The following is an 18,905-nucleotide window of genomic DNA, read 5'->3' as shown; positions in this document are numbered from 1 at the left end:
TGCCGCGCGACCGGGCCCCGTCCCCCGCCGAGCAGCGGAGTCTCCTCGAGCCGCTGAGCGATCTCCACCGGACTCATGACACGCATCCGCGCAGCGGCGAGTTCGATGCCCAGCGGCAGGCCGTCGAGCCGGGCGCAGATCGCGGCCACCGCGTCCGCGGCGGCCGGCTCGAGCCGGACCTCGGGCGACGCCGCGCGGGCCCGTTGGAGGAACAGGTCCGTGGCGTCCTCGACCGGCAGAGGCCGGATCGGCCACAGCTGTTCCCCTCGACACCGAGCGGCTCGCGGCTGGTCGCGAGGACCACGATCTGCGGGCACTGCTGCACGACATCGGCGATGAGCCGGCCGGCATGTGCCAGCACGTGCTCGCAGTTGTCCACGACGAGCAGCAGGGTCCGCGTGTGCAGGTACTCGATCACGGTCTGCTCGATCGACAGGCCGGGACGCTGCTGGATGCGCAGGGCATTGGCCACGACGTGCCCGACCGGGCTCTCATCCGCAAGGGCGGCGAGCTCGCAGAGCCAGACGCCGTCGGGGAACCGCGTCTGGTCGCGGGCCGCGACCTCCACCGCGAGACGCGACTTCCCCGCCCCCCGACGCCGGTCAGGGTGACCAGCGGCCCGGCGCGCAGTGCGGCCAGGACGCGTTCGATCTCTGCGCCGCGGCCGACGAACCCGCTCGCCCGCCGCGGAAGGTTTCCCTGCCGTGGGGCTGCGGCCAGCGCCGGGTCGTGGAGCAGAATCCGCCGGTTGAGCGCCTGTGCCGGCGCGGCGGGCTCGACGCCCAGATCGTCGTCGAGGCGGGCGCGCAAGTCGTGATACGCGGTCAGCGCGTCGGCCTGGCGTCCCGTCGCGTACAGCGCCCTCATCAAGGCCACCGCCAGCCGCTCCCGCGACGGGTGGCGACGCACCAGCGCCTCCAGTTCAGGTACCGCCTCGGCTGCCCGCCCCAGTTCCAGCAGCGCCTTCGCGCGGTCCTCGAGCGCGTCCACACGAAGCTCGTTGAGCCGCGCGGCCGTTGCTGCGGCGAAATCCTCGTCGGCGAACTCGGCGAGCGCGTTCCCCGCCACAGCGCGAGGGCGGCGTCGAGGTCGGCCAGTGCCCGCCCGGGATCGCCCGCCCCGGCGGCAGCCCGAGCGGAGGCGACCAGCTGCTCGAACTCCGCGGCGTCGAGCGTCGCGGCATCGAGGTCCAGGCAGTACCCCGGTGGGCGGTGCACCAGGTGCGCGGCGGCACCGAGGACGCCGCGCAGCCGGGAGGCGTAGGCGCGTAGCGCGGCCGGCGCCGCGGGGGTGGGGCGTTTCCCCACAGGGCCTCGACCAGCCGATCGGCAGGCACCACCTCACCCCCGGCGACCAACAGGACGGCCAGCAGCGCGCGCGGCTTGGAACCGCCGACGGCGGCCGGTCCGCTTTCGTCCTCGACCTGCAGCGGCCCCAGGATCCGTAAGCGCACCATCCAGCACCTGTCTGTCCTGGCCTGCAATCGCATTGCAACGGGCGAGGCGGACAGTAGTGGCGCGCGCCGCTGGAGGACCAGATGTTCGAGCCGACAGCATCGAGATCACCGAGGTGATCGCCAGCCGGAAGGCCGGAACATGACCGCACCGACCCGACGCCTTGCCGTCGGCGTCACTCCGATGGAGAGCCGCCACGAGGTCGTCCTGCACCTCGCCGAGCGGGCCGAGGAACTCGGCTACGACGCCTTCTTGCTCGCGGAGGGTTGGGGACACGACGCCCCCGTGCTGCTCGGCACGATCGCCGCCCGAACCTCCCGGATCCGCCTCGGCACCGGTGTGCTCAACGTCTGGGGCCGCAGCCCGGCCGGCATCGCGATGCTGGCCGCATCCCTCGACGCGGTGTCCGGCGGCCGGTTCGTCCTCGGGCTGGGCGCCGGTTCGCCACAGCTGGCCGAAGGCTGGCACGACCAGCGGTTCGCCGTCCCGGTCGCACGCCTGGAGTCGGTCACGCGGGAGGTGCGGGCGCTCCTCGCCGGAGAGCGGATGAGCCCGTCGCTGGCCGACGGCCAGCGGCCGCTGCGGTTGGCTGTCGAGCCGCGCCCTGGGATCCCGGTGCACCTCGCCGGACTGGGACCGCGCGCCGTCCGCCTCGCCGGGGAGATCGCCGACGCCTGGTACCCGTTCCTGCTGCCACGGTCCGGTCTGCCGGACGGAGTCCAACTGCTCCAGGACGGCGCGATCGATGCAGCCCGGCCCGTGCCCCTGGTCAGCCCCGGTCTGCCGGTCGCGGTCGCGCGGGATCCCGCCACGGCGCGAGCGATGGCTTCCTGGTGGGTGGTGACGTACCTGACGGGCATGGGTCCGATCTACGGACGAACGCTGCGCCGACTCGGCCTCGGCGGAGCCGTCGACGTGGTCCTCGACGCGAACCGGACCCGGGGCAGCACGGAGATCCCGTCGGACGCGCAGGTGCTCATCGACGAGCTCGTCATCTCCGGGAGCGCCGAGACCGGCCGGGCCGGCATCGCCGGCTGGTTCGACGCGGGGGCGGAGCTGCCCGTGCTCGTGCTGCCGCCCGGGCGGCCGGTGGCCGAGCTGGAGTACGCCCTCGAGGTCCTGCGTCCCACCGACGTCAGAAGCCGGTAGCCCCACCCGCCCGACCAGACATGTCGACCATGTCGTCCCGCGCGCGGAAGCAGGGGCGCTCCCCGAGAAGGGAACGCCCCTACCGCTGGTGCCGCGCGTCGCTCAGGTGCGACGCCCGGTCAGGAGCAGGTACTCCCAGTCCATGACCGTCGTCCCGGCGCCGCGGTCGTACCGAGCGGCGAGCGCCGCGAGATCGCGGTCGAGAGCCGCCACGCGGTCGGGGTCGTCGGCAATGTTGCGGTAGGCCACGATCGTCGGCCCGTAGACCGACTTCCAGAAATCCCGCCACGTCTCGGGCGTCTCGAAGCCGCCGACCGTCACGGTCTGCCGCCGGGCGACCACGTCGGTCACCGCATCGCCGAGGAGGCCGCGCACGTGGCCCTCGTCGCCCCACAACGGGGGCGGCTGGGCGCCGGGGGCGGTGCGGGCGCATAGGGCTTCATCGTCCGGAACAGCTCGCCGACGAAACCTTCGGGAGTCCAGCTGATGAGGCCGATCCGCCCACCGGAGCGGCACACCCGCACCAGCTCGTCGGCAGCCTGCTGGTGGTGCGGCGCGAACATCACGCCGACGCAGGACATGACGACGTCGAACGCACCGTCGGCGTAGGGCAGCGCCTCGGCGTCGCCCTCCTCCCACGCCACGTCGACACCCTCGCGCGCCGCGAACTCGCGTCCCGCCGCGAACAGCTCCGGCGTGAGGTCAGAGGCCACGACATCGGCGCCGGTGCGCGCAGCGGGCACAGCGGCATTGCCGGTTCCCGCCGCCACGTCGAGGACCCGGTCCCCGCGTCGGACCTCCGCCGCGGCGACCAGCACCCGACCCAGCTCGGGGATCAGCCGCGTGGCAACGGCGGGGTAGTCGCCCAGCGCCCAGATGGCGCGGTGCCGGGCCTTGAGCGCGCGATCGGCGGTGATCGCGTCGATGGTGTCGGTCATTGCTCGCTCCTCGCGGTCGGGCGGTGGTTCCGCCGTGCGCCGACGATGGGCCCGGCACGTTGCAGAGCGGCTGCAACCCGGATGCAGCCCCGTGCGATCGTCACGCCTGCGCGGAGCCCCCGGGCTGCTTGGGAGGAGGCGGTGACCACGCAGGGCCGTGGCGCTCCCCTTCAGCCACTCGAGGAGCAGGTTGATCACGAGGAGCGACTGCTGGTGGAGGACGACTCGTGCTCGGCGGTGAGCCGCTGGCGGAACAGGTTGCGGGGTGTTGGTCGCAGGCCGAGGACCAGCGCAGCGCGGCGTCTACCTGGCGCAGTTCATCGAAGCTGAGGTGCCCGACCGACTCCCCAGGCGCTGCGGATCCACGGCACTGGTCGCTCGGCCAGCACCCGGGTGGGGCGGCCCTCGATGGAGACCTCAGGACGGAACGTGGCCGCTCGGGCCGAGGTGGACGTCGGCGCGACCAGCCAGGTCGAGAGAGGCAGCAGATCGGATGTCACCTACTCGTGCAGCAGTCCCTCACGATGGCGGGGCCTTGTGACGGCTTCATCCCTCTGTGGGCTCTGCCCTGGGCGCGGGACGACCGGCGCCTCGCACTTTCGGCTGAGACGTCACCGCTGTGACCTCGGGGCCTGCGAGCGGATCAGGTGTCGACGCGGCGCGTCTCGTAGGCCCACATGACGATCTCGACGCGGTTACGGGCATTGAGCTTGCGCATCAGGGCGGCGATGTGTGTCTTGACGGTGCTGAGGCTGATCGACAGCTCATCGCCGATCTCGCCGTTGGTCCTCCCTCGAGCGGCAGCGAGCAGGACCTGTTCCTCCCGAGAGGTCAGCGGCTCAACGGGCTCGGGTGGCATTGGGCGCGAGCGCTTGTCGGCGAAGGAGGACAGAAGCCTGGCGGTGATGTTCGGTGCAATCAGGGCGTCGCCACGGGCGGCGGCATGGACGGCCTGGGCGAGCATCTCGGCGCCGGCGTCCTTGAGCAGGAATCCGCGGGCGCCTGCCTTCAGCGCGCCGTAGACGTACTCGTCGAGGTCGAACGTGGTGATGACGACGACGGCCAGGGGCTCGACGACATCGGGCCCGGCGAGCTGCCGGGTGGCCTCGATCCCGTCGACATCAGGCATGCGGATGTCCAGCAGGCACACATCGGGACGCAGCGAACGCGCCATCGCGATCGCCCGTCGGCCGTCAGCGGCCTCGCCGACGACGGTGATGCCTGGCTGGGCGTCCAGAATCATGCACAGCCCCGCCCTGACGAAGTCCTGATCGTCGGCGACGAGCACGCGGATGGTCATGCCGTACGCACCGTGTGAGGCAGCGAGGCGTCAACGCTCCAGCCGCCGTGCGGGTCAGGTCCCGCCTGGAGGGTGCCTCCGAGGAGGCTCGCCCGTTCCGCCATGCCGCGCAGCCCGAAGCCGGCCGGAGCAGATCCGGCCGTACTGGCTGCGCCGTCGTCGTGAATTCTCAGGCGCACCTGGCCGCGGGATGCGGCGACGTCGATGGTGACCTGGGTAGCCCCGGCTGCGTGCCGGGTCGCGTTGGTGACCGCCTCGGCGGCGATCAGGTAGACGGCGGTGCTGACTGCTGAGTCCACGGCATCGACGTCACCGGAGACCTGCACGCGGACGCCCAGCACCTCTCCACCGGGCCGAGCGAGCCGCTCGATGTCCGCCACGCCCCGGCGCGGGGCGAGATCGGCGTCCGTTCCGTCGCGCAGCACACCCACCAGCGCCCGCATCTCCTTGAGAGTCCGGGACGCCTCCTCCTCGATGGTGACCAGCGTGGCCAGCGCGCGCTCAGGATCTGCAGCCGACAGCGCGCGACCTGCCTGCGCCTGGACGGCGATCGCCGAGACGCGATGTCCGACCGTGTCATGCAGCTCGCGGGCCAGTTCGTTGCGCTGGCGCAACCGCACCTGCTCGATCTCGCGGACGCGGCTGCTGGTGCGGTAGCGCACTGCCGCGCCCATCGCGGCCGAGAACAGGAAGAAGCCGTAGCCGGCGACCATCTCCGCTGGCGAGGTCGGGTCCGCGACATGGGTGACGGGCAGCCAGACGAGCATCAGGGCAAGACCGAGGGCGACCTCCCGACCCGCACCCCACCGCAGCAGCGCGTAGGGCAGCAGGAGCACCCCGGCGATGCTGAGCAGCCCGGTGGTATCGACAGGGCCGGCCGGAAGTCCCTGCGCCGGCGCAGCCACGATCCTGACGACATCGAAGGCGAGCAGGGCTCCGAAGGCGACGGCGAACGCGGCCAGCGGCTGGGTGCGCCGCCACAGCAGACACGCTGCGACGACCAGGCTGACGCTGACGACCAAGGGCGCCCACGCCTTGTCCTCGCGCAGCAGCATCTCGACGAACGTGCCCGCGACGAGGACCACCACGAGAGCCCAGTCCCGCCAGACCCGCGCCGGCGGGTCTGCGGGGCGCGGCTCGGCCCACAACGCAGCCAGCATGCTTCCCCTCCCCGCCAACGTAGAGGGGCCGCCGCTCGGGCGGATCAGCCGAAAGTACAGCGGATGTCCCGTCCCTGCGGCCAGGACAGCTGGAGCCCGCAGGCGGAGGTGGCAGGTGATCGATCCGGTCATGGTGAGACACCGACTGAGCCGACGTGGCCAGCGCGCCAGCAGCACACAGGAGAAGTGATGACCAGAAGCAGCACGACCGCCGGCGCATTCCAGGAAGCGCGACTCCCGGTTCAAGCGAAGCTCGCCGCGGCCTGGGCGAGCGTCATGTTCCTCTACATCTACGTCGACTACCTCGCCCTGTACAAGCCCGGCGTCATCGACGACATCTCGGTCGGCGTCGTCCATGAGTTCGACACCGGCCCGACCTTCGTCGCCCTTGCGCTCACGCTCATGGCCATCCCGAGCCTCATGATCCTGCTCTCCACGACACTGCCCGCCCGTGTCAACCGCGCCACCAACCTCGTCGTGGCAACGCTCTACATCCCCGCCTCGATCTACAACGCGGACGGTGAGTCCTGGGCCTACTCCTATTTCTACGGCCTCTCCATCGGACTCGAGGTGCTGCTCCTGGCCTTCATCCTGCGCGCCGCATGGACCTGGCCCCGGACCACTCGAGCCACCGCCGGCCGCGACCTCGCCCAGGCCCGGGTGTGACGCTCGAGGCAGGCCCGGTGCCCGTGGTCGGTGACAGCAGCTCTGGGAAGCAACGACCGGGGTTCCTGTGGTTGAACCGGTGACCCTCTCGCGGAGGGTCAGTGCTCCCGATGGTCGGCAACCCTCACATCGAGCTGGCGGCGGACGCACTGCGCCAGTCGCCCGACCCGACATCGCCCTGACCGGATGTTGCGCAGCCCTTCCCGTCCGCGCACGGGGCGAGCGGCGACCGCAGCGCTCCCCTGCTGCTCGGGGGTGCGCGGCGGGTCTCGTCACCTGGGCGGTCTGGCTGTGGGACAGCGAGTACCACTGGGACGAGGTGTCCCCAGTCCTTCCAAGGCCCCTACCGCACGGCGCAGGGCGTCGGCTGCGCCCTGACCTACCTCCTGGTTGTGGTGCTGATGTACTGGAAGCTGAGGCCGCTGCTGGCGACGACGGGAATGGCCACCGGGTTCGCGGCCGCGTGGTCTGCCCACGCCGCCGCTCGTGACCAGCAGGGATGTTCCTGTTCGGACCTGTCGTGCTCGTGCCGGTCCTGCTCGGTGCGGGCGTTCTTGCGAACGCCGCCGGGACGTGGCTTCGACGACTGGCCGAGCCTGCCCAGGTAGCCCTTCTGGCTACGTGACAGCCCGGCTTCCACGCTGGGGGTCGTCATCGCATCAGGACACGGGGAGGTCGAACCCGCGCAGCGGTAGCAGATCTCGATGACCGGTCACGGCGGTCGTCCGGCCTCATCTGGCCTCCGACGTGCGCGGGCCGACGGAGAGCGCACACACCGGGCGCAAGCTCGTCGCCGGCTGCCGTGTGCTGGTGCCGACCGAGGGGACGCGGATCGGTGCTCGCTACGTAAATGTAAAGATTCTTGACGCCCGCATCGGCCCGACGCACCGTCATTCTGTCGAGGATTCTAGACATCTAGGAGACGCCTCGTGACGTTCATCGAGAAGAGCACGTTGACGATGACGCTGTTGCTGGTCGTCGTCTTCGGGGCGTACTTCGCGTTGGTCCTGGGTCCGGTCGCAGCCTCCCCGACCGGCAGGGAGCGTTCACCGGACTGTTCATCCTCGCGACGATCCTCCTCACCAGTCTGGCGGCCGGGTCCCACATCGTCCTCGCCGTGCTCGGCCGCAGAGAGGCCAACTCCGCGCACGACGAACGTGACCAGCTCATCGCCCTGCGCTCCGAGCGGCTCAGTGGCTACATCCTCGCGGTGGGGGTGTTCGCGGGGATCGTGCTCGCGATGCTCGACGCAGCGGCCTTCTGGATCGGCCAGACGCTGGTGGCCGCCTGGGTCCTCGCGGAGGTGAGCGAGGGCATCAGCAAGCTCCTCCAGTACCGAAGAGGCACCAGACCGTGACAAAGCCGACCCGAGTCACGAACCGGATCAGGGAACTCCGCCTCAGCGCGCGACTCAGCCAGGCAGAGCTCGCGCAGCGCATCGGGGTGACGCGCCAGACCGTGAACGCGATCGAAGGTGGGAAGTACTCGCCCTCACTGGAAGCCGCGTTCCTGATCGCCCGGGTTCTGCGGCGCCCTCTCGACGAAGTGTTCGACTACCCCGAATGATTTCGGCGTCCGGTTCCACCGGCGCAACGGGTGCTCTTTCCACAAGCCAGTCGCGTGCAGACAAGGCAGCAACTGGAGCGCATCACTGCCGCCACCGGACCCGCCTGGGTCGCGCAAAGGGCGAGGCCCGGACGTCGCCTCCACGCTGCTCGTCAGCGGCAGCTCGACCTGAGACCCGCGTTGCGGTTCATGCCCCGCTTCTGTCCGATGCGGTAACCGGCGGTGCGCTAAGCCAGGTCCTGAGATCGGCCCAAGGCATGGTCCGGCGCCCATACTTTCGGCTAGGCCAAGACTGGCCATCACACCGATGTGCGCACGCCGCGACGCGGCGAGGGTTGTCACATGATCACTGTTGAGTCACTGACCCGGAGGTACGCCGGCTTCACCGCCGTCGACAACGTCTCCTTCACCGCCCTGCCCGGTCGCGTCACCGGCTTCCTCGGCCCGAACGGCGCCGGCAAGTCCACCACGATGCGCGTGATGGTCGGCCTGACCGTCGCGACGTCCGGCACCGCGACCATCAACGGAGAACGGTTCGCCGACCTCCCCAACCCCGGCCTCGAGGTGGGCGTCCTCCTGGACGCCTCCGCCCAGCACGCCGGTCGCACCGGACGCGAGATCCTCACGATCGCCGCCGACACCATGGGCCTGCCCCGCCGCCGCGTCGACGAGATGCTCGAGCTCGTCAGCCTGACACCCACCGAGGCCAAGCGACGCGTGCGCAACTACTCCTCGGCATGCGTCAGCGACTGGGCATCGGCACCGCCCTGCTCGGGGGCCCCCGGGTGCTGATCCTCGACGAACCGGCCAACGGGCTCGACCCGGCCGGGATCCGGTGGATGCGCGACCTGCTGACGGGCTTCGCCGGCCAGGGCGGCACCGTCCTGTTGTCCTCGCACCTGCTGCACGAGATCGAGGTCATCGCCGACGACCTGGTCGTCATCGGGAACGGCAAGATCGTCGCGTCCGGCAGCAAGGAAGAGCTGCTGGCCGCAGCGGGGACGCTCGTCCGGTCGACGTCACCGCGCGACCTCGCGCACGCCCTGGAGCTGGCCGGGATCCCCAGCACGCTCGCAGGGGACGGCTCGGTCCGCACGGACGCCGACCCCGCTCGAGTCGGGGCCGTGGCCCTGACAGCGGGCATCGCCCTCACCGAGCTCCGGTCCGCCGAGGGCGCCGGGCTCGAAGACATGTTCCTGTCGCTCACTGCCGACACCCAACGCGACGGAGTTGCGGCATGACCGCCACGATCATCTCTCCCGACACCATCGAGGCCGCGCCGGCCCGACGGATCGTCCGTCCCATCCCGACCACCCGGCTCGTCAAGACCGAGCTCCGCAAGATGTTCAACACCCGCTCGGGCTTCTGGATGCTCCTCAGCATCGGTGTCCTGTCGATCATCGCGACCGGGTCGGTCCTCATCTTCGCTCCGGACAGCGAGATCGCCTACGAGACCTTCGCCGCGGCGATCGGCTTCCCGATGTCGGTGATCCTGCCGATGATCGCGATCCTGGGCGTCACCAGTGAGTGGAGCCAGCGCAGCGGGCTCACGACGTTCACGCTCGTGCCGAGCCGCAGCCGCGTCATCGGGGCCAAGGCGTTCGCGACCTTCGTGGTCGGGGTCGTCTCGATGGCCGTCGCGTTCGCCGTCGGTGTCGTCGGCAACCTGCTCGGGTCCACGATCATGGGCCTCGACACGGTCTGGGACGTCTCCCTGGCAGCCGCGGCGCAGGTCCTCCTGGGGAACCTGGTCGGCATGGCCATCGGCTTCACGCTCGGTGTCGTGCTGCGCAACTCCGCGGCAGCGATCGTGGGCTACTTCGTCGTCTCCCTGGTCCTGCCGGGCATCCTTGCCCTTCTCGCCCAGGTACGCTCGTGGTTCGCCGACCTGCAGCCGTGGATCGACTGGAACTACACGCAGGTCGCATTGTTCGAGCGCGACACGGACACGGCGAGGGAATGGGCGATGCTGGCCTCGACCACCGGCATCTGGATCGCGCTCCCGCTAGTCATCGGGCTGCTCTTCCTGCGCCGCTCCGAGGTCAAGTAGTCGGACACGCAGTAGGCGGTATCCGACGCTCATGTGTGAGTGCCGGATACCGCCGTCCTCGTCGTGGACCGGCTCAGCGTGCCGCGGAGCCATAGACGGGTATTGAGTGACTTGCTCAGGGAGCATCGGTGGCCTTGGCGGCCGCGCGTTCCGCGCTGAAAATGTGTCGGTCACCCGCTGACGCCGGTTGTCCTTGATCGTGGGAGGTCGTGAGGGAGCAGGGTGCCGAGGGCCGCGTCGTGGGCGCTTCCTTGTCGCTTCGAGCACGCGGATCAGATTGCAGTTCTTGCCCAGCGGTCCTCGCGGGTGACGCCGTGACGGTGGCGCCGGTGAGGAGGCCGTGGTGCTGAACGAGGACGAACAGGTCGAGGAGATCGTCGCCCGGGTCGCGGCGCTCGATATCGGCAAGGCCGAGCTGGTGTGCTGCGTGCGAGTGCCGCATCCGCAACGCGCGGGCAGGCGGATGCAAGAGGTGGTCACCTACCGCACGATGACCCGCTCACTGCTGGTCATGGTCGACCGGCTGACCGAGCTGGGTGTCACCGAGGTGGTCATGGAGGCCACCAGCGACTACTGGAAGCCTCCGTTCTATCTGCTGGAGGCCCACGGGCTGAACCCTGAACTGGTCAACGCCCGCGACGTCAAGCACCTGCCCGGGCGGCCCAAGACCGACAAGCTGGACGCGGTGTGGCTGTGCAAGCTCGCCGAGCGCGGCATGCTGCGGCCCAGCTTCGTGCCGCCGCCGCCGATCCGCCGGCTGCGGGATGTCACCCGGTACCGGGCCGATCTCGTCGAGGTGCGTACCGCGGAGAAGCAGCGGGTGGAGAAGCTGCTCGAAGACGCCCAGATCAAGCTGTCGGTGGTGGTCAGCGACATCTTCGGCGTCTCCGGGCGAGACATGCTCGCCGCGCTGATCGGCGGGCAGCGGGACCCCAAGGTGCTGGCCCAGCTGGCCCGGGGGCGGATGCGGGGCAAGCTCACCGATCTGGAAGAGGCGTTCACCGGCTACTTCACCGATCACCACGCGCGGCTGCTGACCACGATGCTGGCTCGCATCGACGGTCTGACCGCCGATATTGCTGGGCTCGAGGCGATGATCGAGGAGATGGTCGCCCCTTTCGGCCACGCGGTGGCGAAGCTGGATGAGATTCCGGGCATCGGCCGCGCCGCCGCCAGCGCGATCGTGGCCGAGATCGGCTTGGACATGGGCAGGTTCCCCACCCCCGGACACCTGTGCGCCTGGGCCCGTTTCGCTCCGGCCACCAAGGAATCGGCCGGCAAGAAGAAGGGACCGGGCAGCACCGGCCACGGCAACCGCTATCTGGCCAAGGTCATCGGCGAGGCCGTCGCTGGCGCGGCGAAGACCGACACCTTCCTCGGTGAGCGATATCGCCGCCTGGCCCGCCGCCGAGGAGGGAAGAGGGCCGTCGTCGCCGTCGGCCGCTCCATGCTGGTGATCATCTGGCATCTGCTGTCCGATCCCGACGCACACTTCATCGACCTCGGCTCGGACTTCCACGCCAAACGCACCGACCCCGACCGCCGCCGCCGCGCCTACGTTCACCAACTCCAAGCGCTCGGCTACACCGTCACCCTCACCCCGGCCGCCTGACCCACAACCGTTCGCCCGTCCCCGACTCGGCGCAGCCCTACCCCGAGCCGACGGTCCCGTTCGCCCTACCCCAGTCATTTTCGGATCAGTCATTTTCGGATCAGGGACTGAGGGTTGCGGGGCCGGGGGCTTTAGGCACGGCCTACGTGGTCATCCACGAGCGAAAGTCCTCGGAAGGCCATCGTGAGGAACTCGGGAACTCGTGCGCGGCGGTGAGCCGCTGGCGGGACAGGTCGCGGGGGTTGATCACAGGCCGAGGACCAGGCGCAGCGCGGCGTCAACCTGGCGCAATTCATCGAAGCTGAGGTGTCCGGCCGACTCACCTAAGCGCTGCGGGTCCACCGCACTCGTCTGTTCGGCCAGCATCCGGGTTGGGCGGCCGTCGATGGACACCACAGGACCGAACGTGGCCGCTCGGGCCGAGGTGGACGTCGGCGCGACCAGCCAGATCGAGAGGGGCAGCAGGTCGGACTGGACGACGACGGCATAGCGGGTGCCGGCCTGCCTCGGGCACCCCGGGGAAGCGCAGGCGGTAGACCTCACCACGCACGCAGCGTCTCCATGTCCCGGAGGACCTGAGCGCTCTCGGCACGGTCGGTGTCATCGGCTGTCAACGCAGCAGTCTCGGCGCGCAGCCTGTCCTGCGCCGCTGCCTTGGCGGCATCGATCAAGGCCGCTCGAACGGCTGTGGAGACTGTCCCGCACCGGCTTCAATGGAGGCTCCCAACCGACGCTCCCACCGGTGCCCGGGCGGTGGTCCGGTCGTGTTCGCCTCTGCTGGTAAGCCTGAGCTCGCCGTATGGCAGCCCGCGGGCGCTGATGCAGATGTCGTCGTAGTGCTGGGGCGACAATCGTGGCATGATTGTGGCATGAGTAGAACACGGCTCAGCACCACCGTCGACGAGGATCTCCTTCAGGCGGCTCGACGTCTGCGATCCGGTGGCACCGACGCCGCCATGATCGATGAGGCGCTGCGCGCGCTGCTGGCGCGCCACCGTTCAGCCGAAGTCGAGGTGAGCTACGCCGTCTACGACGAACACCCGCTCGAGGAACCGGACGAGTGGGGTGACTTGGCGTCGTTCCGCGAAGCTGCCGCACGATCGTGACTGCGCTGCCCGCGCGCGGCGAGGTCTGGTGGTGCGAGATGGCCGAGATCGGGCGCCGCCCGGTCGTCGTGCTCTCCCGCGACGCCGTGATCCCCCGACACCGGCGCGCACTCGTCGCACCATGCACCACCACGATTCGCGGCCTGGTCAGCGAAGTCGGCCTCGACCCGGGCGAGGACCCGGTACCCCGCCGTTGCGTGGTCAACATGGACTCGGTCGAGAGCGTCTCTGTCGCGATCCTCGTTGAGCGGCTCGGACGATTGGCCGACACCCGCATGCGGCAGATCTGCGGAGCCCTCGCCGTCGCGGTCGACTGCGCTGAATAACGCTGTCTCGGTGGAGGAACCATCCGGATCATCGCAGGGCAGTGCACCTGCCGTCGGCCACCATCCCGTAGGACCGGCCCGGTGAGCCCTCCGGGACGGGGAGGACAACCGGGCCTTCTCCTCGGCCGGCGTGGGAGGCAGGGCGCAGGACCGCGGCGGTCTCAGACTGGGGTAGAGCAACGTGCTCATCGGGCAAGCACGCTTGCAGCGCAGCGCAACGCAGGGCTTGCGGCACTCCGGCCGCGTGATCCCGGCCCGGCGTGGCCCGGTTGCATCCGTGACCCGCAGCACTCGACTGGCGACCGACCGAGCGACAACGAGGAGCTGCCCCTCCGGTCGCCCTACGTGGCGCTGAGGCACGCGGAAGGCACGGCGTCCACCTGACTTGGCGCTGACCAGCCACGATGACGCTTGGAGGCCCCAGCCTTCCCAGCTGGCCATGCCGGTTCGATCCGGTCACCCGCTCCACGCTCCCGACCAGCCACAGATCGATCCAGGGGTTAGGCCCGCCCGACCGGCGAAGCGATGAGGGGTGGCGTCCCTAGAGGGACGGGTCCCCCTCTGGCACCTCGGTCGCGATCACCTCGGCCACCGTCGCGTCGTCGCCAGACAGCCCGTCGGCCTCTTCGTGCTTGTCATGGAATGCCAGCCATTGCATCCCGAGGGCCTCGCGCTGCTCGTCGTCGACCGCCTCGACGAAGGGAGGGAAGAAGTCCGTCTCCTCCTCGGCCATGTGGTCGGCGTTGATCTGTCGCGCGTTTCGCACCGCCTCCCACCAACCGTCGCTGCCGACCTGCTGCTCCCCGACGGCCGCCGCGGCGTGCCGGATCTCGTTGTGGTCGTGCACACCCTCCGCCGTCTCCTGCTCGCCGTCCGCCTCTTGGGCGAGCAGCGGGTAGAACAGCTGCTCCTCGGCCACCGCATGCACCTCGAGCTTGGCGTGCAGCGCCTCCCAGGCGGCGGCGAGGTCCTCGACCGGCAGGTCGTCGAGCGCGGTGAACTCCCGCCGGAAGACTTCGTGCTCGGCCAGTACCAAGGCAGTGATCTCGAAGTCGGACATGCCGGGCCCCATACCCGCATCACCTGCGTGCACGCTGTGCGCGAGCAGTAGGCCCGCCGGGCCGACATCTGGCCGGCGGGGTGGGTCCTGGCGTGACCATCGCCAGGTGACGGAGCGATCTCGTGGCAGTCCAAGCCGGGGCGCCGTGACGCGACTGGTCCGAGCGGCCGGCCGCATGGGCGTGAGACGTTCCCCGCCGTGAGCCGGCGCACGGGTGAGGTCCTCAGGTCAGGCCGTCTCAGGAGTCGTCTCAAAGGAATGACGCGGCGCGCTGAGGTCTCGACGTGTTCCTCAGGGCGCCACGCCAGTAGGTCAGCGCGCCGTCGACACCCGCACCAGCCTTCGCGTACGGACTCGGTGACGGACGACCCCAGGAGCGCCGCTCCGACGTATGACGCTTCAGCCCCGCGGCAGCGTCGATCAGTGCGGCATGCGGATGATCGGCTTGATGACCGCACCACTGTGCGAGGCCTCGACGGCGTCGGCGATGTCCTCCAGCGGGAAGTACTGGACCAGCCGGTCGAACGGGAATCGCCCCTGCCTGTGCAGGTCCATCAGGGCCGCGATCATCGCCTGCCCGCGACCACTGCCACCCAGAGTGCCGCGGATGGTCTTGCCCCACAGCGTGCTCAGGTGATCGGCGCTGAACTCCGCCCCGCTGGTGCACCACCGATGAGCAGGGCGGTCCCGAGCATGCCCACCGAGTCGATCGCCTGCCGCACCACCGAGACGATGCCGGTGCATTCGAGAGCGGCGTCGGCAGGGCCACTGCAGATGTCGGTGGCCGCGCCGATCGGATCGGTGTCCGTGGCATCGATCGTGTGAGTGGCGCACAGATCTGTGGCCAGCCGCAGCCGCGAGGCGTGCCGGTCCACGGCGATGATGGACGTGGCCGGCGAGCACCGGGCTGCCATCACCGCGGCCAGCCCCACCGTTCCGGCGCCGTACACGACGATCGAGGTGCCGGGCTCGGGCCGGATGGTGTTGAAGACCGCGCCGGCGCCGGTGGCCAGCAAGCAGGCAAGTGGGCCCATGAGTTCGACCGGCAGCCCCTCCGGGATTGGCACGAGCGACGACGCAGAGGTCATCGCGTAGGTCGCGAACGACGACTGGCCGAAGAAGTGTCTGGACAGCAGGCCGCCGTCGGGGGTGCGCAGCGCCGAGCCACGCGCCCCGGGGCGCTGCCCGGCGGCGACGAACTCACCCAGGTCCAGGCAGTAGCGCGGTTCGCCGGCCAGGCAGTTGCGGCACTGCCCGCAGTACGGCCAGCCGAGCACGACGTCCTGTCCCTCGCGGACGCCGGTGACGCCCTCTCCCACTGCGACCACCGTGCCGGCACCCTCGTGGCCCAGCACGCCAGGCAGCGGGAAGGGTAGGTCGCCGTCGCGGGCGATCCCGTCGGTGTGGCAGTAGCCGGTCGAAGCGACCTCGACCCAGCACATCTCTAGGCCCGGGCTCCTCGAGCTCGACGGGCCGGACCACGAAGGGACCGTGCAGCTCTTCGACGACCGCGGCAGTGATCTCCAAGACCGGCTCCTCATGATGGGGCGCGTGCGGGCAAGGCCGTTGTGATGGCCGTGGTCGCACATCCTGCTGCAGTCAGCGCTCGCCCGCCGCTGTGGCCGGGAAGCAGCACGCTCGTCCGGCTAGGGAGATCCGGCAGATCCACCTCGGAGCCGCGGGACCTCAGGGAACGGGGAAGACCTGACCGTCCCGGGCCACCGTCACCGGGCCGTCGAAGGTGGTTCGCGCAGCGGAGGCCCACTCGTCGTCGGTCGCCACGCCGGCGAGGTGACTGAGCACCAGGTGCCCCGCGCCGGCCGCCGTCGCCACCCGGCCGGTCCCCTCGGGATCGGTGTGGCTCTGCGCCAGATGATTGATGAACTCCTCGGTGTAGGTGCCGCTGCCACGGTAGAAGTCGAGGTAGACCGCCTCGTGCACCAGCACGTCGGCACCGCGGGCCAGCTCCACGACGTTGGGGTGCTCAGCCGTGTCCCCGGAGAAGGCGATGACCCCGTGCGGGGTCTCGAACCGGAACCCGTACGACGGATAGACCGGCGGGTGCTCCACGAGCGCCGCCAGCACGCGCACCCGATCGTCCTCGTAGATCAGGAAGGGCGCCATCGTCGGCGCCAGCACGCCGTGCGGGCCGGACTGTGCGGCGGCATCCAGCGGTAGGGCGATCTCTTCTGCGCGGACCAGTTCGTCGAGCCGTGGTCGCGCCTCGTCGTAGACCCGGATGTTGATGTCGTACGCGTACCCCTCGAGGACGTGCTCGACGAGTTCCATCGTGCCCGGGGTCGGCGGCCTGATCGTGGTCTCGGCACCTGCCGGCAGTAGGCCGGCACCCGCCGGCCCGATGATCGGGAACGGCTGGGTGAAGCCGTCCACCGGCGGCCCCCAGTTGAACAGCAGCCACGCCGGTAGTTCGGCGATGTGGTCAGAGTGCAGATGGGTCAGGAAGACAGCCCGCAGCTCCGACCGAGGAAGCATCGCCTCGACGGCCTGGCGTACCACGCCCAGTCCCAGGTCGACGACGTAGAGGTGGCCGTCGACCACGACGGCACTGGAGTACCCACGGCGCGGGCTGCGGACGGCCGGCCCGGCTGCCGTCCCGAGAGTCACCAGATAGGTGCCCTCCGGCGAGATCGCCGGCTCGGGCTCCGTCGGCGCCGGGCTCGGCGTGGGGCTCGGCGTGCCGCCGGCTCGTGCCACACCGGACCCGATCGCCGCACCTGCGGCGACCCCGCCCGCGATCGCGACCGACTTGCCGAGGAAGGCACGGCGGCTGGAACCCTCGGAGGTCATTGCTCTCCCTCGACCGGTGTGGCGGGCAGCACAGCCATGGTTGGCACCTGCGTCAGGGTGTGTCACACGCGTCTCGGCCTGTGCGGAAAGCCAAGCATGCGCCGTCGACGACGAGGATGCTCGGCGTAGTTCGATCCCGGTCGCCCGGCTCAGGCACGATCCCGGGCGGTTCCGCTGTCCGGTCCGGTCATGCGATGAGCTCGAGGTCGTGCCGAGCGGCGATGCGCCGAACGATCTCCTCGACCGGCAGCGCCAGCGGCTCCGACGCCGCCCGGCTGTCGATCGCGACGGCGAAGACGGCGTACTGCCACAGCGGCGTCTGCCAGCACTTGGCATCGCTCAGCAGGTCGGGCTGAAGGCCACCGCGCAGGCAAGTGTCGCCGCACGGCGCCACGGCTGGTTCCGCTGCCCCTTTGGGGTGGAGGCAGTCGGTTCGGTCTCGTCGACAGCGCGCGTGGGCATCCCGCGTCCGGAGCAGTGGTGCCTCCGCAGGCGGCTTCTGGGTGCCCTCGATGTGCAAGCGCCCCCACCCGGACGAATCCGGGCAGGGGCGCTTCTCGCCGTTCCCGTGGCTCAGCATCTCCACGGGAACGGCCGGTCACCCGGCCGGCAGGAAAGCCACGTGGGGATGGTCCGTGTGGTTGGCCGTGGGGGATCCACGGTCCGCCATCGCTCGCCACGTGCCCGACGAGACCAGGTAGATCCGCTGCTGCCAGATCACGTACTCGACGCCGAACCGTGCCGCGTTGTCGATCACGTACTGGGCGACGGCGTCGCCCCTGACCCGGTCGTCGTAGACCATGAAGTCAGCGGCGCGTCCCTGGGTGGGGCTGTGGCCGGGGCGCGTGAGGACCGTCGAGATGCCGAACCTCTCGCTGACCTCCTGGACGGCGGGACGCACGTGCGGATCCCACACGCCGTAGCGGCCGACGTCCACGGGGGCGGAACGCTCTCCCCGGCTGGCACGCTCGGCAACCGGTGCGGGGGCGGCGGGGGCTGCCGCCGCTCCCCGACCGCGAGACGCTGACCGACGCGCAGGACATTCGGATTCGCGCCGATGGTCTCGCGGTTGAGAGCGTGCAGCTGCTGCCAGGTGGTGCCGTGGCGGCCGGCGATCGTGCCGAGGGTGTCTCCGGCACGCACGACGTACGCGCCGGACGGGGCCGGGGCGGACGGTGCCGCGGCCGAGCCGCCGATGGACAGCACCTGTCCGACACGCAGGGCGTTCGGGTCGGCGCCGATGGTGTCGCGGTTCTCGGCGTAGATCGTCCGCCACGAGACGCCGTGGCCGGCCGCCAGCTTGCTGAGGGTGTCGCCGGAGCGGACCGTGTGCTCCCCGGAATGAGCCTGGGCCGGGGCCGCCATACCGAGGAGACGGCCGCCGCTGCGGCGATGACCACGGCGGGTCGTGCGACGGCCGCCACGGCGGGGTTCCGGGTGGGACGACGGTGTCGCCCCTGATAGCGCTTGGGCATGGGTAGTGAGCCTCTCGCCGCCTGCGGAGTTAGCTGTCGGGTTCGGGCGAGAGCTGCCCGGTCGCGTGCTGCGGCTTCACCCCAAGGCCCCGTGGGGCCTGGTCCTACGAGGTGGGTCCTCCGTGCCTGCCCGTCGTCTCGAAGAGCATCGGTGACGGCGGGCAGGTTCGGCGGTGCCGCCACTGCGGTCCACCGACAGGTGGACCCCGGCACCGTAGGCAGGCCCCCGGGCGCA

Annotated in this window: 24 protein-coding genes, 1 pseudogene and 1 riboswitch; of the genes and pseudogenes, 10 read left to right on the top strand and 15 right to left on the bottom strand. The window is 70.4% G+C overall.

Going from position 1 to position 18,905, the window contains the following annotated elements; all coding sequences use genetic code 11:
* Positions 1–73: 73 nt before the first annotated feature.
* Positions 74–568, bottom strand: coding sequence for a hypothetical protein (locus U6N30_RS07090; protein ID WP_324278660.1), 495 nt, complete (start codon positions 566–568; stop codon positions 74–76).
* A gap of 227 nt (positions 569–795) precedes the next feature.
* Positions 796–1,217: pseudogene (locus U6N30_RS07085) on the bottom strand (AfsR/SARP family transcriptional regulator); the annotation flags it as partial.
* Between the two features lie 378 nt (positions 1,218–1,595).
* Here U6N30_RS07085 and U6N30_RS07080 point away from each other — a divergent pair.
* Positions 1,596–2,603 carry an LLM class flavin-dependent oxidoreductase gene (locus U6N30_RS07080; protein WP_324276714.1) on the top strand — a complete coding sequence of 336 codons (1,008 nt, stop codon included), beginning with the start codon at positions 1,596–1,598 and terminating at the stop codon, positions 2,601–2,603.
* Positions 2,604–2,705: 102 nt separating this feature from the next.
* Here the strand turns inward: U6N30_RS07080 and U6N30_RS07075 are convergent, their stop codons facing one another.
* The 4 genes from U6N30_RS07075 to U6N30_RS07060 all read right to left on the bottom strand — a co-directional run bounded on the left by U6N30_RS07075 (position 2,706) and on the right by U6N30_RS07060 (position 6,001).
* Complete coding sequence (locus tag U6N30_RS07075; RefSeq protein WP_324276713.1) at positions 2,706–2,978, bottom strand: hypothetical protein; 273 nt, start codon at positions 2,976–2,978, stop codon at positions 2,706–2,708.
* Positions 2,951–3,541 carry a class I SAM-dependent methyltransferase gene (locus tag U6N30_RS07070; protein ID WP_324276712.1) on the bottom strand — a complete coding sequence of 197 codons (591 nt, stop codon included), beginning with the start codon at positions 3,539–3,541 and terminating at the stop codon, positions 2,951–2,953. Before U6N30_RS07070 ends, U6N30_RS07075 begins: the two co-directional genes overlap by 28 nt.
* A gap of 643 nt (positions 3,542–4,184) precedes the next feature.
* Complete coding sequence (locus U6N30_RS07065) at positions 4,185–4,841, bottom strand: response regulator transcription factor (RefSeq protein WP_324276711.1); 657 nt, start codon at positions 4,839–4,841, stop codon at positions 4,185–4,187.
* Positions 4,838–6,001, bottom strand: coding sequence for a sensor histidine kinase (locus U6N30_RS07060; RefSeq protein WP_324276710.1), 1,164 nt, complete (start codon positions 5,999–6,001; stop codon positions 4,838–4,840). Before U6N30_RS07060 ends, U6N30_RS07065 begins: the two co-directional genes overlap by 4 nt.
* 189 nt (positions 6,002–6,190) lie before the next feature.
* On the opposite strand from U6N30_RS07060, the gene U6N30_RS07055 reads away from it, so the two are divergent.
* Positions 6,191–6,667, top strand: a complete 477-nt coding sequence (locus U6N30_RS07055; RefSeq protein ID WP_324276709.1) for a DUF6326 family protein — start codon at positions 6,191–6,193, stop codon at positions 6,665–6,667.
* A gap of 379 nt (positions 6,668–7,046) precedes the next feature.
* Here the strand turns inward: U6N30_RS07055 and U6N30_RS07050 are convergent, their stop codons facing one another.
* Positions 7,047–7,307 (bottom strand): hypothetical protein, encoded by a 261-nt coding sequence (locus U6N30_RS07050; protein WP_324276708.1) that lies wholly within the window; start codon positions 7,305–7,307, stop codon positions 7,047–7,049.
* A 267-nt stretch (positions 7,308–7,574) separates the two neighbouring features.
* The gene (locus U6N30_RS07045) at positions 7,575–7,772 is read right to left on the bottom strand and encodes a hypothetical protein (RefSeq protein ID WP_324276707.1); all 198 of its coding nucleotides are present in this window, start codon (positions 7,770–7,772) and stop codon (positions 7,575–7,577) included.
* Between the two features lie 12 nt (positions 7,773–7,784).
* Here U6N30_RS07045 and U6N30_RS07040 point away from each other — a divergent pair, with 12 nt between their 5' ends.
* The 6 genes from U6N30_RS07040 to U6N30_RS07015 all read left to right on the top strand — a co-directional run bounded on the left by U6N30_RS07040 (position 7,785) and on the right by U6N30_RS07015 (position 11,895).
* Positions 7,785–8,024, top strand: coding sequence for a hypothetical protein (locus U6N30_RS07040; RefSeq protein ID WP_324276706.1), 240 nt, complete (start codon positions 7,785–7,787; stop codon positions 8,022–8,024).
* Positions 8,021–8,233, top strand: coding sequence for a helix-turn-helix transcriptional regulator (locus U6N30_RS07035; RefSeq protein WP_324276705.1), 213 nt, complete (start codon positions 8,021–8,023; stop codon positions 8,231–8,233). Before U6N30_RS07040 ends, U6N30_RS07035 begins: the two co-directional genes overlap by 4 nt.
* A 342-nt stretch (positions 8,234–8,575) precedes the next feature.
* Entirely contained in the window at positions 8,576–9,025 is a 450-nt protein-coding gene (locus U6N30_RS07030) for an ATP-binding cassette domain-containing protein (RefSeq protein ID WP_324276704.1), read from the top strand.
* Positions 8,971–9,474, top strand: coding sequence for a hypothetical protein (locus U6N30_RS07025; RefSeq protein ID WP_324276703.1), 504 nt, complete (start codon positions 8,971–8,973; stop codon positions 9,472–9,474). Before U6N30_RS07030 ends, U6N30_RS07025 begins: the two co-directional genes overlap by 55 nt.
* The gene (locus tag U6N30_RS07020) at positions 9,471–10,283 is read left to right on the top strand and encodes an ABC transporter permease (RefSeq protein WP_324276702.1); all 813 of its coding nucleotides are present in this window, start codon (positions 9,471–9,473) and stop codon (positions 10,281–10,283) included. Before U6N30_RS07025 ends, U6N30_RS07020 begins: the two co-directional genes overlap by 4 nt.
* A gap of 340 nt (positions 10,284–10,623) precedes the next feature.
* Entirely contained in the window at positions 10,624–11,895 is a 1,272-nt protein-coding gene (locus tag U6N30_RS07015) for an IS110 family RNA-guided transposase (protein ID WP_324276002.1), read from the top strand.
* A gap of 246 nt (positions 11,896–12,141) precedes the next feature.
* Here U6N30_RS07015 and U6N30_RS07010 read toward each other — a convergent pair whose 3' ends face one another.
* Positions 12,142–12,438, bottom strand: a complete 297-nt coding sequence (locus U6N30_RS07010; protein WP_324278194.1) for a type II toxin-antitoxin system PemK/MazF family toxin — start codon at positions 12,436–12,438, stop codon at positions 12,142–12,144.
* 221 nt (positions 12,439–12,659) lie between these two features.
* Between U6N30_RS07010 and U6N30_RS07005 the strand changes: the two genes are divergently transcribed.
* Complete coding sequence (locus tag U6N30_RS07005; protein WP_324276701.1) at positions 12,660–13,001, top strand: type II toxin-antitoxin system VapB family antitoxin; 342 nt, start codon at positions 12,660–12,662, stop codon at positions 12,999–13,001.
* Entirely contained in the window at positions 12,998–13,327 is a 330-nt protein-coding gene (locus tag U6N30_RS07000; protein ID WP_324276700.1) for a type II toxin-antitoxin system PemK/MazF family toxin, read from the top strand. Before U6N30_RS07005 ends, U6N30_RS07000 begins: the two co-directional genes overlap by 4 nt.
* 541 nt (positions 13,328–13,868) lie before the next feature.
* Here the strand turns inward: U6N30_RS07000 and U6N30_RS06995 are convergent.
* The 6 genes from U6N30_RS06995 to U6N30_RS06970 form a co-directional block, all read right to left on the bottom strand.
* On the bottom strand, positions 13,869–14,387 hold the full coding sequence (locus tag U6N30_RS06995) for a hemerythrin domain-containing protein (protein WP_324276699.1): 519 nt from the start codon (positions 14,385–14,387) through the stop codon (positions 13,869–13,871).
* Positions 14,388–14,807: 420 nt separating this feature from the next.
* A complete protein-coding gene (locus U6N30_RS06990; protein WP_324276698.1) occupies positions 14,808–14,957 on the bottom strand; it encodes a hypothetical protein in 150 nt (49 codons plus the stop codon).
* Positions 14,958–15,016: 59 nt separating this feature from the next.
* A complete protein-coding gene (locus tag U6N30_RS06985) occupies positions 15,017–15,829 on the bottom strand; it encodes an alcohol dehydrogenase catalytic domain-containing protein (protein WP_324276697.1) in 813 nt (270 codons plus the stop codon).
* 244 nt (positions 15,830–16,073) lie between these two features.
* Positions 16,074–17,195: an MBL fold metallo-hydrolase gene (locus U6N30_RS06980; RefSeq protein WP_324276696.1), complete on the bottom strand. Its 1,122-nt coding sequence runs from the start codon at positions 17,193–17,195 to the stop codon at positions 16,074–16,076.
* A gap of 187 nt (positions 17,196–17,382) precedes the next feature.
* The gene (locus U6N30_RS06975; RefSeq protein WP_324276695.1) at positions 17,383–17,589 is read right to left on the bottom strand and encodes a hypothetical protein; all 207 of its coding nucleotides are present in this window, start codon (positions 17,587–17,589) and stop codon (positions 17,383–17,385) included.
* Positions 17,590–17,793: 204 nt separating this feature from the next.
* Entirely contained in the window at positions 17,794–18,132 is a 339-nt protein-coding gene (locus tag U6N30_RS06970) for a VldE C-terminal domain-containing protein (protein WP_324276694.1), read from the bottom strand.
* A 544-nt stretch (positions 18,133–18,676) separates the two neighbouring features.
* Positions 18,677–18,834: riboswitch (cyclic di-AMP (ydaO/yuaA leader) on the bottom strand.
* Between the last annotated feature and the right edge of the window lie 71 nt (positions 18,835–18,905).

This window comes from Blastococcus brunescens, from assembly GCF_035320885.1.
Lineage (GTDB): Bacteria > Actinomycetota > Actinomycetes > Mycobacteriales > Geodermatophilaceae > Blastococcus_B > Blastococcus_B brunescens.
The sequence above is the reverse complement of the archived record's forward strand: the minus strand, read 5'-3'. Positions and strand labels throughout refer to the sequence as shown.

Excerpts from the sequence above, each read along its gene's own strand:
- U6N30_RS07080 (WP_324276714.1), top strand. The coding sequence starts at position 1,596 with ATGACCGCACCGACCCGACGCCTTGCCGTCGGCGTCACTCCGATGGAG.
- U6N30_RS07070 (WP_324276712.1), bottom strand. The coding sequence starts at position 3,541 with ATGACCGACACCATCGACGCGATCACCGCCGATCGCGCGCTCAAGGCC.
- U6N30_RS07065 (WP_324276711.1), bottom strand. The coding sequence starts at position 4,841 with ATGACCATCCGCGTGCTCGTCGCCGACGATCAGGACTTCGTCAGGGCG.
- U6N30_RS07060 (WP_324276710.1), bottom strand. The coding sequence starts at position 6,001 with ATGCTGGCTGCGTTGTGGGCCGAGCCGCGCCCCGCAGACCCGCCGGCG.
- U6N30_RS07055 (WP_324276709.1), top strand. The coding sequence starts at position 6,191 with ATGACCAGAAGCAGCACGACCGCCGGCGCATTCCAGGAAGCGCGACTC.
- U6N30_RS07030 (WP_324276704.1), top strand. The coding sequence starts at position 8,576 with ATGATCACTGTTGAGTCACTGACCCGGAGGTACGCCGGCTTCACCGCC.
- U6N30_RS07025 (WP_324276703.1), top strand. The coding sequence starts at position 8,971 with ATGCGTCAGCGACTGGGCATCGGCACCGCCCTGCTCGGGGGCCCCCGG.
- U6N30_RS07020 (WP_324276702.1), top strand. The coding sequence starts at position 9,471 with ATGACCGCCACGATCATCTCTCCCGACACCATCGAGGCCGCGCCGGCC.
- U6N30_RS06995 (WP_324276699.1), bottom strand. The coding sequence starts at position 14,387 with ATGTCCGACTTCGAGATCACTGCCTTGGTACTGGCCGAGCACGAAGTC.
- U6N30_RS06990 (WP_324276698.1), bottom strand. The coding sequence starts at position 14,957 with ATGATCGCGGCCCTGATGGACCTGCACAGGCAGGGGCGATTCCCGTTC.
- U6N30_RS06985 (WP_324276697.1), bottom strand. The coding sequence starts at position 15,829 with ATGTGCTGGGTCGAGGTCGCTTCGACCGGCTACTGCCACACCGACGGG.
- U6N30_RS06980 (WP_324276696.1), bottom strand. The coding sequence starts at position 17,195 with ATGACCTCCGAGGGTTCCAGCCGCCGTGCCTTCCTCGGCAAGTCGGTC.